General features: G+C 51.4%; 10 protein-coding genes and 7 tRNA genes. 3 read left to right on the forward strand and 14 right to left on the reverse strand.

Going from position 1 to position 14,560, the window contains the following annotated elements:
* Positions 1-21: 21 nt before the first annotated feature.
* From lepB to MON37_RS06830, 3 genes are all read right to left on the reverse strand, one after another.
* The gene (gene lepB / locus MON37_RS06820; protein ID WP_039408505.1) at positions 22-1,041 is read right to left on the reverse strand and encodes a signal peptidase I; all 1,020 of its coding nucleotides are present in this window, start codon (positions 1,039-1,041) and stop codon (positions 22-24) included.
* A complete protein-coding gene (gene lepA, locus MON37_RS06825; RefSeq protein ID WP_039408507.1) occupies positions 1,041-2,834 on the reverse strand; it encodes a translation elongation factor 4 in 1,794 nt (597 codons plus the stop codon). The genes lepB and lepA overlap by 1 nt, the downstream gene beginning before the upstream one ends.
* 141 nt (positions 2,835-2,975) lie before the next feature.
* On the reverse strand, positions 2,976-3,677 hold the full coding sequence (locus MON37_RS06830) for a 5'-methylthioadenosine/adenosylhomocysteine nucleosidase (protein ID WP_039408510.1): 702 nt from the start codon (positions 3,675-3,677) through the stop codon (positions 2,976-2,978).
* 187 nt (positions 3,678-3,864) lie between these two features.
* Here MON37_RS06830 and MON37_RS06835 point away from each other — a divergent pair, with 187 nt between their 5' ends.
* Positions 3,865-4,992 carry a PilT/PilU family type 4a pilus ATPase gene (locus MON37_RS06835; RefSeq protein ID WP_003742946.1) on the forward strand — a complete coding sequence of 376 codons (1,128 nt, stop codon included), beginning with the start codon at positions 3,865-3,867 and terminating at the stop codon, positions 4,990-4,992.
* 502 nt (positions 4,993-5,494) lie between these two features.
* Here MON37_RS06835 and MON37_RS06840 read toward each other — a convergent pair.
* From MON37_RS06840 to ccoG, 11 genes are all read right to left on the reverse strand, one after another.
* Positions 5,495-5,584, reverse strand: a tRNA-Leu gene (locus tag MON37_RS06840).
* A gap of 23 nt (positions 5,585-5,607) precedes the next feature.
* Positions 5,608-5,685, reverse strand: a tRNA-Cys gene (locus MON37_RS06845).
* A gap of 10 nt (positions 5,686-5,695) precedes the next feature.
* Positions 5,696-5,769: transfer RNA gene (locus tag MON37_RS06850), tRNA-Cys, on the reverse strand.
* Positions 5,770-5,796: 27 nt separating this feature from the next.
* Positions 5,797-5,872 (reverse strand) — tRNA-Gly (locus MON37_RS06855).
* 22 nt (positions 5,873-5,894) lie between these two features.
* Positions 5,895-5,970 (reverse strand) — tRNA-Gly (locus MON37_RS06860).
* Positions 5,971-5,996: 26 nt separating this feature from the next.
* A tRNA-Gly gene (locus MON37_RS06865) sits at positions 5,997-6,072 on the reverse strand.
* 38 nt (positions 6,073-6,110) lie between these two features.
* Positions 6,111-6,186 (reverse strand) — tRNA-Gly (locus tag MON37_RS06870).
* Positions 6,187-6,271: 85 nt separating this feature from the next.
* Complete coding sequence (gene pgsA, locus MON37_RS06875; RefSeq protein WP_039408513.1) at positions 6,272-6,832, reverse strand: CDP-diacylglycerol--glycerol-3-phosphate 3-phosphatidyltransferase; 561 nt, start codon at positions 6,830-6,832, stop codon at positions 6,272-6,274.
* Positions 6,833-6,933: 101 nt separating this feature from the next.
* The gene (locus MON37_RS06880) at positions 6,934-7,479 is read right to left on the reverse strand and encodes a hypothetical protein (RefSeq protein ID WP_039408517.1); all 546 of its coding nucleotides are present in this window, start codon (positions 7,477-7,479) and stop codon (positions 6,934-6,936) included.
* A gap of 185 nt (positions 7,480-7,664) precedes the next feature.
* Positions 7,665-8,177 (reverse strand): FixH family protein, encoded by a 513-nt coding sequence (locus tag MON37_RS06885; RefSeq protein ID WP_049222620.1) that lies wholly within the window; start codon positions 8,175-8,177, stop codon positions 7,665-7,667.
* Between the two features lie 60 nt (positions 8,178-8,237).
* On the reverse strand, positions 8,238-9,749 hold the full coding sequence (ccoG, locus tag MON37_RS06890; RefSeq protein ID WP_039408519.1) for a cytochrome c oxidase accessory protein CcoG: 1,512 nt from the start codon (positions 9,747-9,749) through the stop codon (positions 8,238-8,240).
* Between the two features lie 519 nt (positions 9,750-10,268).
* Here ccoG and tkt point away from each other — a divergent pair.
* On the forward strand, positions 10,269-12,248 hold the full coding sequence (tkt, locus tag MON37_RS06895; protein ID WP_039408526.1) for a transketolase: 1,980 nt from the start codon (positions 10,269-10,271) through the stop codon (positions 12,246-12,248).
* A 290-nt stretch (positions 12,249-12,538) separates the two neighbouring features.
* Positions 12,539-14,551: an LTA synthase family protein gene (locus MON37_RS06900; protein WP_039408530.1), complete on the forward strand. Its 2,013-nt coding sequence runs from the start codon at positions 12,539-12,541 to the stop codon at positions 14,549-14,551.
* Positions 14,552-14,560 lie beyond the last annotated feature (9 nt).

The raw sequence follows: 14,560 nt of genomic DNA on the forward strand, positions 1-14,560 counted from the left end.
TATCGAAATGAAACGGGCAACTTAGTGGATACTGCTGCCGATACGGCTGTAATCGCCGAAGTTCATCCACACGAAGAAGGCTTTTCCGACGATAAGTTTGTCGTCCACAAAGCCCCAGTAGCGGGAGTCGGCGCTGTTGTCGCGGTTGTCTCCCATAGCGAAGTAACGGCCTTCGGGCACTTTGCAGGTAAAGCCGCTGCCGTCTTCGGCGTATTGACAGTGTTCCAAACCGCTTTGCTCTACGGAATAACCGTTTTCAGGCATGATTTCCATACGGTATTTGTCGAGCGCGGGGATCGAGATGGTGGGCTGTCCCGGCTCTTTCAGGATGTTGAAGGTTTTGCCGTTGAGGGTCGTCTGAAAAAGTTCGGGGTTGTGAATCGCGGACGGCTCGGTATCATCAGGGTAGGAGTAGGTGCCGTTCGGTTGGTCGGGGGCTACTTGTCCGTTGACGGTCAGGACTTTGTCGCGGTATTCGACGGTATCGCCTGGCAGTCCGACGATGCGCTTGATGTAGTTCATTTCAGGCTGGACGGGGTAATTGAACACGACGACGTCGCCGCGCTCGATTTGTCCGGTCGGAATCAGGACGTTGTTGATAATCGGGGTTCTGATGCCGTAGGCAAATTTGTTCACGAGGATGAAGTCGCCTTTAACCAAGCCGGGACGCATGGAGCTTGACGGGATTTGGAAAGGCTCGGCAATAAAGGTGCGTAGGATGAAGACGACGAGAATGATCGGAAAAAAGCCGCTCATGTAGTCGGTAAAGTGGGCTTTGTCCTGATGCGACTGGTCTTTTTTCAGACGACCTTTGTGGATTACCCAAACGATGCCGGTGAATACGACAAATATCAGCAATACGGCGGTAAAGCTCATGTAAAAAGACAGGATGCCGAAAACGCCGATCATGCACAAAAGATACGCCCATTGCAGGCCGGAGCTCCATTCTCCGTTTTCCTGACGTTCTTTGCTGCTTATGAAATAAAGGAAAATGCCGATAACGATGGCGGCAATCGCGCCGTAGATTAAATTTGTGCTCATTATTTGTCGCTCACTTGCAGAATCGCCAAGAACGCGCTTTGCGGGATTTCCACGTTGCCCACTTGTTTCATGCGGCGTTTGCCTGCTTTTTGTTTTTCGAGAAGTTTTTTCTTACGGGTAATATCGCCGCCGTAACATTTCGCCAAGACGTTTTTACGCAGGGCTTTGACGTTTTCGCGGGCGATAATCTGGCTGCCGATGGCGGCTTGGACGGCGATGTCGAACATTTGGCGCGGAATCAGCTCGCGCATTTTTGTTGCCAGCTCGCGGCCTCGGTGAACCGCGCTTTGACGGTGCACAATCAGGCTCAGGGCATCGACTTTTTCGCCGTTGACCATGATGTCGAGCTTAATCAAATCAGACGGTTGGAATTCTTTGAAATGGTAGTCCAGCGAGGCATAGCCGCGCGAAGTGGATTTGAGTTTGTCGAAAAAGTCCATCACGACTTCGTTCATGGGCAAATCGTAAGTCAGCATGACTTGACGGCCCATGTACTGCATATTGACTTGCACGCCGCGCTTTTGGTTACACAAAGTCATGACGTTGCCGACGTATTCCTGCGGCACGAGGATGGTCGCGGTAATAATCGGCTCGAGAATGGTTTCGATACTACCGATTTCGGGCAGTTTGGACGGATTTTCGACTTCGATTTTCTCGCCGCTTTTCAACACGACTTCGTAAACCACCGTCGGCGCGGTGGTAATCAAATCCATATCGAACTCGCGCTCCAAGCGTTCCTGCACGATTTCCAAGTGCAGCAGACCCAAGAAGCCGCAACGGAAGCCGAAGCCCAATGCTTGAGAAACTTCAGGTTCGAATTTCAGCGAAGCATCGTTAAGCTGCAATTTTTCCAAAGCGTCGCGTAAGGCTTCGTAATCGTGGCTTTCTACGGGGTAGAGGCCTGCGAATACTTGGCTTTGTACCTCTTGGAAACCGGGCAGCGGCTCAGAAGCGGGGTTGGCAACCAAAGTAACCGTATCGCCGACTTTTGCCTGTCCCAATTCTTTCACGCCGGTAATTAAAAAGCCCACTTCGCCGGCTTTGAGTTCTTGTTTTTGAACCGATTTCGGTGTGAATACGCCCAGTTGCTCGACCTGCGTTTCCGCTTTGGTGCTCATAAAGCGCACTTTGTCTTTCAGCTTGATGGTGCCGTTTTTCACACGGATCAACATGACCACGCCGACGTAGTTGTCAAACCACGAATCAACGATAACGGCTTGCAGCGGCGCGTTTTCGTCGCCGGTTGGCGCGGGGATTTTGGCAACGATTTCTTCCAAAACGTCTTCCACGCCGATGCCGCTTTTGGCGGAACATTGCACCGCACCGACGGCATCGATGCCGATGATGTCTTCGATTTCCTGTTCCACGCGCTCGGGGTCGGCGGCGGGCAGGTCGATTTTGTTCAAGACAGGCACGACTTCCACGCCCAAATCAATCGCGGTATAGCAGTTCGCCACGGTTTGCGCTTCCACGCCTTGCGATGCGTCAACGACCAAAAGTGCGCCTTCGCAGGCGGACAAGGAGCGGGAGACTTCGTAAGAGAAGTCGACGTGTCCCGGCGTGTCAATCAGGTTGAGTTGATACACCTGCCCGTCGCGTGCTTTGTAGTTGAGCGCGGCGGTTTGCGCTTTGATGGTGATGCCGCGCTCTTTTTCGATGTCCATGGAATCGAGTACCTGCGTACTCATTTCGCGCAAATCCAAGCCGCCGCAGTATTGGATGAAGCGGTCGGCAAGCGTCGATTTGCCGTGGTCGATGTGGGCAATGATGGAGAAATTTCGGATATTTTTCATATTGTTATTTTGAAAGATAAACAGTGATTCTGAAAAGGTCGTCTGAAAATCAAATAGACCGTTCAGACGACCTTCAGGTAAAGTGAAATAGCCTGACATTCTAGCGGAAATTTACTGTTTCCGCATGATTTTATGCGTGTTTTACAGCGACGCGACAATCTTTTCCACCATTTTCGCCGAGCTTGCCGCCGCCGTTTTCAAAAACTCTTCAAAGCTGATGTCCGCTTTTTCGTCCGCCGAGTCGGACATGGCGCGGATCACGACGAAAGGCGTGTTCAACTGGTGGCAGGCTTGTGCAATCGCCGCAGCTTCCATTTCCACTGCTTTGACTTCGGGGAAATGGCTGCGGATTTCCGCCACGCCTTCGCTGCTGTGAACAAAGCGGTCGCCGCTGACAATCAAGCCTTGCTCTACCGCCGCACCTTCAAACACTTCCGCTGCCTGTTTCGCCTTGCCGACTAAGAGGTCGTCTGAAACGAATACGGCGGGCAGTTGCGGCACTTGTCCCCAAACATAACCGAATGCCGTTACATCGACATCGTGGTGCGCGATTTCCGTGCCGACCACTACGTCGCCGACTTTCAAACCTTTGCCCAAGCCACCCGCGCTGCCGGTATTGATGACGCAGTCAGGCGCGAATTGATGGATAACCCAAGCCGTTGAAACCGCGGCGTTGACCTTGCCGATGCCGCTCAATACCAACACCATGCGCTTGCCCGCCATTTCGCCTTCGTAAGCGGTAAACTTACCGAAAGACACGCTTTTGGCATTATCCATTGCTTCGCGCAAAAGCTCGATTTCCTGCTCCATCGCGCCGATGACCGCTACTGTTTGTACAGACATTTTTTACCTTTCCATAAAATTGTGGGCGGTATTATAACAGCAGCGGCGGCATTCCATACCCGTATTGAATCCGCCATATTGCCCGCCTGTCCTATTATTCGATACGGTAATCTTGCCATTTTTATGTATCATGATTTATTTGATATAATCCATTTTAATAAAATAACCACCGAAATTATCCAATATCATGATGACCAATCCCCCCAGCGCAAAAGACGAATTGTTCACTTGGCTGCGCCATATGAACAAATACAAAGGCTCCGACCTCTTTATCACGACCAATTTCCCGCCCGCTATGAAAGTGGACGGCAAAATCACACCGATTACCGACGAGCCGCTGACCTCCGAAAAATGTATGGAAATCGCTTTTTCGATTATGTCCACCAAACAAATCGAAGAGTTTTCCTCCACCAACGAATGCAACTTCGCCATCAGCCTGCCCGATACCAGCCGCTTCCGTGTCAATGCGATGGTGCAGCGCGGCGCGACGGCGTTGGTGTTCCGCTCCATTACCAGCAAAATCCCGAATTTTGATAGCCTCAATCTGCCGCCCGTCTTGAAAGACGTGGTGATGAAAAAACGCGGCCTCGTGATTTTCGTCGGCGGTACCGGCTCGGGCAAATCGACCTCGCTCGCTGCGATGGTTGACCACCGCAATGAAAATTGCCAAGACCACATCATCACCATCGAAGACCCGATTGAGTTCGTCCATCAACACAAAAAAAGCATCATTACCCAGCGCGAAGTCGGCGTGGATACCGAAAACTGGTTTGCCGCGCTGAAAAACACCCTGCGTCAGGCGCCGGATGTCATCCTCATCGGCGAGATTCGCGACCGCGAAACCATGGACTACGCCTTGGCGTTCGCCGAAACAGGCCACCTCTGTCTCGCCACACTGCACGCCAACAACTCCAACCAAGCGCTCGACCGCATCATCAACTTCTTCCCCGAAGAGCGCCGCACCCAGCTTTTGACCGACTTGTCGCTCAACCTGCAAGCCTTCATCTCGCAACGCCTGATTCCCCGTGAAGGCGGCAAGGGGCGCGTAGCCGCAGTGGAAATCCTGCTCAATTCGCCGATTATTTCCGAGATGATTCAAAAAGGCGAAATCCACGGCATTAAAGAAATGATGAAAAAATCTACCGCCATGGGCATGCAAACCTTCGACCAAGCGCTCTACGAGCTGTACGAACGCGGCGACATCAGTTTCCAAGACGCTATTAAAAACGCTGATTCCGCCCACGACCTGCGTTTGGACATCCAACTGCGCAGCCGCCGCGCCCAAAACGCCGGCCCGGATTTGGAACTGATTTAAAAGTTGTCGGGAAATGAACAAAGGTCGTCTGAAAACCACTTTTCAGACGACCTCTTAAACAACTAATTAAATTACATAGTTCACAGCATAACGGCTTTCATAGGACATTAGGTTCCTAACCATATCAAACAGCTTTAACTAATCCAGCCAACAGAATTATAGGGGTATTTTCTACACAGCCTTATCAGTATTGCATCATCAAAAATGCCTTAATACATCGCAGCATTCGCCAAGCTGTTCTAAGCAGGGCTTTGAATCTCCATAACTTCTTTTTATGAACCAACTTTAATTCTGCCGATAGAAATTTCCCTGGCATTTGAATGCAAGGTATTTTCGGATACCCCGATTATAGCCTCTGAAAGTATTGATTCAATCAGACGATAGCATATGGAATTAAACAAATCATATATACTTAAAACAACTAAAAACCTTTTCTACCTTAGCTTTGGTTTTGGGCATTACATTAAAATAGATAAAAAAATAACCGCTCTAAAAGCGGTTTTGGTGCCCGGAGCCGGAATCGAACCGGCACGGCCGGTTTAGGGCCGACGGATTTTAAGTCCGTTGTGTCTACCTATTTCACCACCCGGGCGCAGACTGTTTTATATTAAAATTTGGAGGCGGGGGCGCGGATTTGAACCGGCCTATATAAGGGTTGCACCCCTTATAGCATAAACACTCTGCCACCCCGCCATGAAATGAGTGGAGGCGAGAGTCGGAATCGAACCGGCGTAGACGGATTTGCAATCCGCTGCATAACCACTTTGCTATCTCGCCAAACAAACTACCAGGTAGTATTTAAACTGGAGCGGGAAACGAGTCTCGAACTCGCGACCTCAACCTTGGCAAGGTTGCGCTCTACCAACTGAGCTATTCCCGCATATCTAAATGTGCCTGAAGGATGGAGCGGGAAACGAGTCTCGAACTCGCGACCTCAACCTTGGCAAGGTTGCGCTCTACCAACTGAGCTATTCCCGCATGGGACACATCTGAAAATTAAACTGTGGAGCGGGAAACGAGTCTCGAACTCGCGACCTCAACCTTGGCAAGGTTGCGCTCTACCAACTGAGCTATTCCCGCATCGGAGAAACTTTATAGCAAATAAGACAGGATTCGTTTGGAGCGGGAAACGAGTCTCGAACTCGCGACCTCAACCTTGGCAAGGTTGCGCTCTACCAACTGAGCTATTCCCGCCGAATGTCTGTTTTTGCTGCTGTTTCTGAAGAAGACGCAATTATTATGGATTTGAAACTTGTCGTCAAGGGGTTTGTTTTATTTTTTATTTGATTTCCTGCCACGCTATTTTCAGATAATAGAACATTGACCAGAGGGTTAATACAGATGCGATAAACATCAATATGTTACCTGTCAGGTAAAAAATATTGTCAAATTGATTGGAGGCTAAGAGCAATAAAAATATGGCAACCATTTGTGCGGCGGTTTTAAATTTGCCGATGGTGGCAACGGCAACGCTGCTGCGTCTGCCCATTTGCGCCATCCATTCCCTCAAAGCGGAAATGGTGATTTCCCTGCCGATGATGATAATGGCGAAGATAACATAAGTACGACCAAGGCTGATCAGCAGCAATAATGCGGTCGCTACCATCAATTTATCCGCAACGGGATCGAGGAATGCGCCGAAATCGGAGGTTTGCTTCCAAAGCCTTGCTAAAAATCCGTCAAACCAATCGGTTACGGCTGCGAGTGCGAAAATGATAGCGGCAGTCCAATTGACGGTTTCCGGTGCAACCCACCCTTTTGGCAGGAAAAACAGCAAAGTAAAGACCGGAATCAGCAAAACGCGCATCCAAGTCAGAAAAATCGGTATGTTCCAAGGCATGATTTACCTTTGATGTGGTTATGATAGTTAATTTGCCTATTATAACGGACTTGTCTGTCTGAAAGCATATGTTTTCACCATCTTTCAGACAGCAAAAGCCTTCAAGTCCGTTTGTTTTTTCGATAAAACCTGCATTGAGGCAGCCATTCTTTTTGGCACGGGTCGTCGATAAACGACTTTAAAATCTTTTGAAAGGTTTGATTTTGGGCGTTGTATATGTTGCCTTTTAGATAACACGACGCGTAATAATGCGCCAATAAATCCGCCTGCTGCTCCATATTCAGCATACCGAAATGATAAATATCAGACAGATTGGGATAGAGATAGGCACGGCGGCGGCGGTAGCCTCCGCTGACGAACAAAAACAATCCGCCCAACCAGGTTTTAAATCCTTGCTGGTACTGCCAAACATGGGTCAATTCATGAATCATCCATATTTGATGGGACTTGGAAGCGAGGGCGAAGTCGTCAGGACAGTTATTGCGCGGGAAATAGATGTTCCCGTTGGGCGAAACGGCAACCTGCATGGTCGGCAGGCAAGGAATGCCTTGATAGATTTTGACGCGGGCGTAATCAATGCTGTCGGCAAAAATCAGCTTTGCCATTTTGATTTCGTTGTCCGTCAGCCTGCGCCAGCGTTTGCTCATACCTTGTCCTTGTTACTTTCATGACGACCGGGGTCGTCTGAAAACGGTTATCCTGCCTTAGCAGTCATTCAGCTACGTTTACAACCGATACTGCCCTACCCGCTTTATTTGCGCCAACATCATCACAAACCTTACAGCATGAAGGTCGTCTGAAATTTTTCAGACGACCTTTTGAGCCTGTCAAACTATTGTCCTGAATCTTTCGGCTTCTGATTGGCGTTCTCAAACAACTTGTTCATAGGGGTCAGATTGATTGCATTGCCTTGACTGACTATCCATTTATCCTCCACCCGCCAAACGCCTGAAGTGTCTTCCACGCGCAGATACCAGTGGTTGGTCGGCGGCAGGGGTTTGAAAGTCGCTTCATACTCCATACGACCGTTTTGGATTTCCGCACTGACGGGGTGCAGTTTGACGGTTTGGTCTTCCGATTTTTTAGTCGGGTGCATCAAAAGGAGATTCAAAGGCTGTTTGGGATCGAATTCCCCGCTGACAAACACTTTGGCCGCATCCTTATCTGGACTGATCAGCACTTGCACCTGCATATGCCGCTTCACTGCCTCTTCATCGCGGTGAAGCTGGATGTCGATATGTTTGCCGTCTTTGTAATAGTCGTCCGTTACCAAATCGGTTGCATGTTCTTTGGCGACGAAGAACATGGCGACACTGGCAATCACGACGAAAATAGGCCCCGCCATCAACACCCACGGCCAAATGTGTTTGTACCAAGGTTTGACTTGTTTTTGCTCGGACACGTTTTATTCTCCGATAAAGGTTGCTTCTTCTTCCAAGATAGTGGGTTTGCCATCTGCTTTGCCGGTTTCGCGATAAGTGAAGGTAAACTCAATCGGATGGCTGCCCTTGTCGGCGTATTCGGGAATGGTGGAAACTTGGACGGGGATGGTCAACGTTTGGCGCGGTGCGATTTTCACGCCGCCTTCCGGCAGTCCGGTCAGGGCAATTTCTTCAAAGCCTTTGACTGTCGCAGTCATCACTTGTTCGTTTTCACTATTGTTGATAATGCGCAGGTTATATGCGTTTTCCAGCCAACCTTTGCTGTTTTCGCGCACCATCACGCCGCGGTCTTTCAGAATATCGACTTCGACCATTTTACGGGTGGAAAGTCCGACCAAGAAAGCGATGATGACCACCAGCAAAACAGCGCCGTATCCCGCCACACGCGGACGTTTCAAGCGTTTTTTGATGTCGCTTTCAGGATATTCATGTTCCAACGCGCCTTCGGTCGTATAGCGTATCAAACCGCGCGGGTAGCCCATTTTGTCCATAATTTCGTCGCAGGCATCAATACACGCCGCACAGCCGATACATTGGTATTGCAAACCGTCGCGGATATCGATACCGACGGGACAGACCTGTACGCACATAGTGCAGTTGATGCAGTCGCCCAATCCGCTGTCTTCTTTGTTGGCGGTTTTCTTGCGTGCGCCGCGCGGTTCGCCGCGTTCGGTATCGTAAGAAATAATCAGCGTGTCTTTGTCGAACATCGCGCTTTGGAAGCGTGCATACGGACACATATGCAGGCACACTTTCTCGCGCATAACGTGGGCAAAGAAGAAGGTCATGAAGCCGTAAAACGCTGCAGCAAACATCGCGCCGCCGCCTGCTGCTCCGGCAAACAAGTCTGGAACGAACTGGCGGATCGGGACAAACCAGCCCGCAAAGGTAATGCCTGTCCACGCGCAGACAAGGAAAATCAGCAGGGCTTTAGTTGCTTTAATGCGGATTTTAGTGAAATTCCACGGCGATTTTTCCAGCTTCAGGCGTTTGTTGCGGTCGCCTTCGACCAAGTTGTCGATCCACAGCATGATTTCGGTGTAAACCGTCTGCGGACAGGAATAGCCGCACCACAAGCGTCCGGCAATCGTCGTCCACCAAAAAAGTCCGAAAGCGCAAATCATCAGCAGCAGGGCAAGGTAAATCAAGTCGCCCATACCCAGTGACAGCCCGAAAATGAAGAAATGCCGGTCCGGAATATTGAAGAGTACCGCCTGGCGGTCGCTCCAGTTAAACCACGGAATCACATAAAACACAAACTGCGTCGCCAATACGGCGGCTATACGCAACTTGGCGAACCGCCCTTCCGCTTTTTTCGGATGGATGCGTTCGCCTTCGGGATGGATTTGGATGACGCTGGATTTGGGTTTTGAGGGTTTGGGCGGAGCGGTTTTTGCCGGTTTCTCGGACTGCTCTTTCGGGACAGCGTTTTTTTCTTCTGACACAGCGTTTTCGGCTTGGTTTTCTGTTGACATTTTTCAGTGTTCCTTCGTGTGTTTGCGCGCAGGTCTTTTATTCTGATTACTGGTTTGATTGGTTTTTCAGACGACCTTTTATATGCGTCGGAATCATATCATTTGAGCTTGACCAAAGCAAAAAGCCCTACTTGGCTTTTATATGCCACCCGTTTTGATTTTTCCGTTGCCCAAGTCTGAAATCGGCGATATTCAAGCAGTTGCATATAACCGATGACGCTATGTTTATAGCGAATCGCTATATCTCCGATAAAAATTTATAAACTACTGTTTCAAAACGGAATAACAGTTAATCTCATCTGCTTTGCCTGTTTCAGACGACCCCTTATGCGGACAATTTTTAAAACAGGACAACGCGAAACCGATGCCGTACCGGTTTGAAGTTGCCCTCCCGATAGGCGGAAAGGTCGTCTGAAAGACGCCCGCATCCTTGAAAGCCTGCCCGAATCGGGCGATAATCAACGGGATTTTCTTTACCGTTATTACCGTTTCAAACCAATACAGCAAGGAAGGTACAAAATGTCTCAACTGGCAAACGCAATCCGTTTCCTCTCGGCCGATGCCGTTCAAAAAGCAAATTCCGGCCACCCCGGCGCACCCATGGGTATGGCGGAAATGGCGGAAGTATTGTGGACGAAATTCCTGCGCCACAACCCTGCCAACCCCAAATTCTACAACCGCGACCGCTTCGTCCTCTCCAACGGCCACGCGTCCATGCTGTTGTACAGCCTGTTGCACCTGACCGGCTACAACCTGAGCATTGAAGACCTGAAAAACTTCCGCCAACTGCACAGCAAGACCCCTGGTCACCCCGAATACGGCTACACCGACGGCGTGGAAACCACGACCGGCCCGTTGGGACAAGGCATTGCCAACGCGGTGGGCATGGCATTGGCGGAAAAAATCCTTGCCGCCGAATTTAATAAAGACGGTTTGAACATCGTCGATCACTACACTTACGTCTTCATGGGCGACGGCTGCCTGATGGAAGGCGTATCGCACGAAGCCTGTTCGCTCGCCGGCACCTTGGGCTTGGGCAAACTGATTGTTTTGTATGATGACAACAATATTTCCATCGACGGCAAAGTGGACGGCTGGTTTACCGAAAACATCCCGCAACGCTTTGAAAGCTACGGCTGGCATGTCGTTCCCAACGTAAACGGCCACGACACCGCCGCCATTCAGACAGCCATTGAAGCCGCCCGTGCCGAAACCGGCAAACCGTCCATCATCTGCTGCAAAACCTTAATCGGCAAAGGCAGTGCCAACAAAGAAGGCAGCCACAAAACCCACGGTGCACCTTTGGGCGCGGACGAAATCGAAGCCACACGCAAACATTTGGGCTGGACTTACCCCGCCTTTGAAATCCCGCAAAAAATTTACGACGCATGGAGCGCGAAAGAACAAGGCGCGAAACTGGAAGCCGACTGGAACGAACTGTTCGCGCAATACCAAGCCAAATATCCTGCCGAAGCCGCAGAATTCGTGCGCCGCATGGATAAAAAACTGCCGGACAATTTCGATGCATACGTTCAAGCCGCATTGAAAGAAGTGTGCGCCAAAGCCGAAACCATCGCCACCCGCAAAGCCAGCCAAAACAGCATCGAAATCCTCGCCAAAGCGCTGCCCGAACTGGTAGGCGGTTCTGCCGACCTGACCCCGTCCAACCTGACCGACTGGTCAAACAGCGTCTCCGTTACCCGCGAAAAAGGCGGCAACTACATCCACTACGGCGTGCGCGAGTTCGGCATGGGCGCCATCATGAACGGCCTTGCCCTGCACGGCGGCGTTAAACCGTTCGGCGCGACCTTCCTGATGTTCAGCGAATACGAACGCAACGCCTTGCGCATGGCGGCACTGATGAAAATCAACCCCGTCTTCGTCTTCACCCACGATTCCATCGGCCTCGGCGAAGACGGCCCGACCCACCAACCCATCGAGCAAACCGCCACCCTGCGCCTGATTCCGAATATGGACGTATGGCGTCCGTGCGATACCGCCGAATCCTTGGTCGCATGGGCGGAAGCCACAAAAGCCGAAGACCACCCGTCCTGCCTGATTTTCAGCCGTCAAAACCTGAAATTCCAAGCGCGCAACGAACAACAATTGAACGACATCAAACGCGGCGGCTACGTCATCAGCGAAGCCCAAGGCAACGCTCAAGCCGTCATCATTGCGACCGGTTCCGAAGTCGAGCTGGCTTTGGAAGCGCAAAAAGCACTCGCCGCGCAAAACATCACCGTCCGCGTCGTTTCCATGCCGTCCACCAACGTGTTCGACCGCCAAGACGCCGCCTATAAAGCCGCCGTCCTGCCCGAAGGCCTGCCGCACATCGCCGTAGAAGCCGGACACGCCGACGGCTGGTACAAATACGTCGGACTGAACGGCGCAGTCGTCGGCATCAACCGCTTCGGAGAATCCGCCCCTGCCGAACTGCTGTTCAAAGAATTCGGCTTTACCGTGGAAAATGTGGTGGATACTGTGAAATCAGTGCTGTAAACGACTGCCATCGCATCAAAGGTCGTCTGAAAACGGAAGATAAGGTTTTCAGACGACCTTTTTCCTTTAAAGCCGCCCAAACCGGTTTAACAGAAATCCAACCCATACAGTGGCGCAACTCTTCCTACGCCAACGAAGTTGCATAGAAACGCCGAATAAAGCAGCATCTGAAGCCCCTCCTATTCCTGATAATCTTTTGCCATATCTTGAAAGCCGCACCGCTAAACCGTAAAATTACACCTTACTAAATTTGATATAAATTTACATCTAACCCATCTTACCCGCCAATTATGATGACTCGCCTTGCTACCTATCGGAAAACCCTCCTCATCTGCCTGATTTTATGGGCATCCATCGTCGCCGTTTTCTCTGCCGAACGTTTCTTCATGCTGCACCATTTCGTTTCAGACGACATCCGCAGCCGTTACGCGGGCGATTTGGCGGCTTTGTTTGTCAAAGGGCTGTTGTTCGACATCAAAATCGCCTCCGTTGCCGCCGCCTTCCCCTTCCTGATCGGGCTGTTCGGACTGGCTACGCAGAAAACCGCCGCCTTTACCCTACGCCTCCTGCCTACCGTCGCAACCGTCCTTTCCCTGACCGCCTTTGCCGCCGCGCTGGGCAACTGGTTCTATTACAGCGTTTATGACCGTCAATTTGACGTCTTTGTCTTCGGACTGGCGGACGAAGATACCCGCGCTGTCCTGAAAACCGTCTGGTCGGACTATCCCGTCATCCCCTGTCTTGCCGCCTTGATTGCCGCAGCTTTCGTTTTCGGCAAAATCTTCAGCCTCATCCGCCACCGTACCCGCTTTCAGACGACCTCATGGGGGAAAACCGCTTGGATTGCCGCCGTCCTCTTACCCGTCCTCGCGCTTGCCGCAGGCATACGCGGCTCGTTCGGCAAATTCCCCCTGCGTCAGACCGCCATGCAGATTTCCGCCGCACCGCAAATCAACAAACTCGTTCCCAATGCCCTGACTTCCCTAAGCTGGGCAGTCAACGAATACCGCAACAGCAATAATTTCCATCCCGTCTCCGACGAAGACGGCAGCCGGCTCATCAGTACTCTGCTCGATAAAAAAACCGACGCCGACTTGACGCAGCTCTTTGCCCAAACCGCTGCAAACGCCGCCGTCGAAAAACACCGTCCCAACGTCGTTCTCACCGTCATGGAAAGCATGAGCGCTCATCTCTTGAACATGGACAATCCCGAACGGGACCTCTTGGGCGAACTGGGCAAACACTGGCAGCAAGACTGGGTGTACCGCAAATTCGTTTCCGAGGGAGACGGCACCAGTGACACCTTGCACCGCTTCTTCGTCCGCAGCCCGCGTCTCAACCTCAGCCAATCCCTTGCTAAAAACAAAATCTTCCCCGGCAATATGTTCAAACCCTATCTCGATGCCGGCTACCGCGTCGTCTATATTACGGCGGGTAACGGCGGCTGGCGCGATTTCGACACCTTCCTGCGGCACTTGGGCGTCAACGAAATCATCGATGAAAACACCCTCAAAACCCACTATCCCGAAGCCAAATCCGAAACATGGGGCGTACCCGACGAATTCATGTTCCGTTATGCCGAAGAAGAACTCGCGCGCGCCGAAAAAAGCGGCACGCCCGTATTCATCATGATGATGTCCGTGACCAACCATCCGCCCTACCGCCTGCCCGCGCCGCATCAGGCGAAAAACTTCCGTTTGGACGAACAAGAGCAAAAACGCCTTGCCAACCTCGCCTCAGGCAAAGAGCTGAATGAAATCTTCAACACTTTCCGATACAGCAACGACCAACTTGGCCGCTTTATCGGCAAAGTGAAAACCATCGCGCCCGACACCATTATCGCCGCCACCGGCGACCACAATATGCGCGCCATCGGCTATCCCGAATCCGCCGATGCCGCACTCGGCCACAGCGTCCCCTTCTACCTTTACGTCCCGCAAGCCTACCGCGGCAGCGCCGAATACCATCCCGAACGCGCAGGTTCGCACAAAGACATCCTGCCGACCCTCTACAACTTAAGCCTGTCCAAATCGCGCTACTACCAAACCGGCTGCAACCTCACCGCCCCGCAACCTGATTCCGCGTGGTGCGGCTACGGCTACAACCCCGAAGTCATCATCACGGAACGCGGTTTCTATCATCAACACAGCAAAGCATTCCACAAATGGGACAACAAAAACATCCAAACCGCCGAAAGCCGCCCAAGCACGCCGGATAACGAAGACCAAGCCATTATCCGTCGCGCCTCGGCATATACGCCGTTTCTTGAATGGCAGATCAACCGGATTATCAGCACCCAATAAATCCGTTTA

This window comes from Morococcus cerebrosus (genome assembly GCF_022749515.1).
GTDB lineage: Bacteria > Pseudomonadota > Gammaproteobacteria > Burkholderiales > Neisseriaceae > Neisseria > Neisseria cerebrosa.

Bases quoted from the DNA above. Each gene is read 5' to 3' on its own strand.
- lepB (WP_039408505.1), bottom strand. From the start codon at position 1,041: ATGAGCACAAATTTAATCTACGGCGCGATTGCCGCCATCGTTATCGGC.
- lepA (WP_039408507.1), bottom strand. From the start codon at position 2,834: ATGAAAAATATCCGAAATTTCTCCATCATTGCCCACATCGACCACGGC.
- MON37_RS06830 (WP_039408510.1), bottom strand. From the start codon at position 3,677: ATGTCTGTACAAACAGTAGCGGTCATCGGCGCGATGGAGCAGGAAATC.
- MON37_RS06835 (WP_003742946.1), top strand. From the start codon at position 3,865: ATGATGACCAATCCCCCCAGCGCAAAAGACGAATTGTTCACTTGGCTG.
- pgsA (WP_039408513.1), bottom strand. From the start codon at position 6,832: ATGCCTTGGAACATACCGATTTTTCTGACTTGGATGCGCGTTTTGCTG.
- MON37_RS06880 (WP_039408517.1), bottom strand. From the start codon at position 7,479: ATGAGCAAACGCTGGCGCAGGCTGACGGACAACGAAATCAAAATGGCA.
- MON37_RS06885 (WP_049222620.1), bottom strand. From the start codon at position 8,177: ATGGCGGGGCCTATTTTCGTCGTGATTGCCAGTGTCGCCATGTTCTTC.
- ccoG (WP_039408519.1), bottom strand. From the start codon at position 9,749: ATGTCAACAGAAAACCAAGCCGAAAACGCTGTGTCAGAAGAAAAAAAC.
- tkt (WP_039408526.1), top strand. From the start codon at position 10,269: ATGTCTCAACTGGCAAACGCAATCCGTTTCCTCTCGGCCGATGCCGTT.
- MON37_RS06900 (WP_039408530.1), top strand. From the start codon at position 12,539: ATGATGACTCGCCTTGCTACCTATCGGAAAACCCTCCTCATCTGCCTG.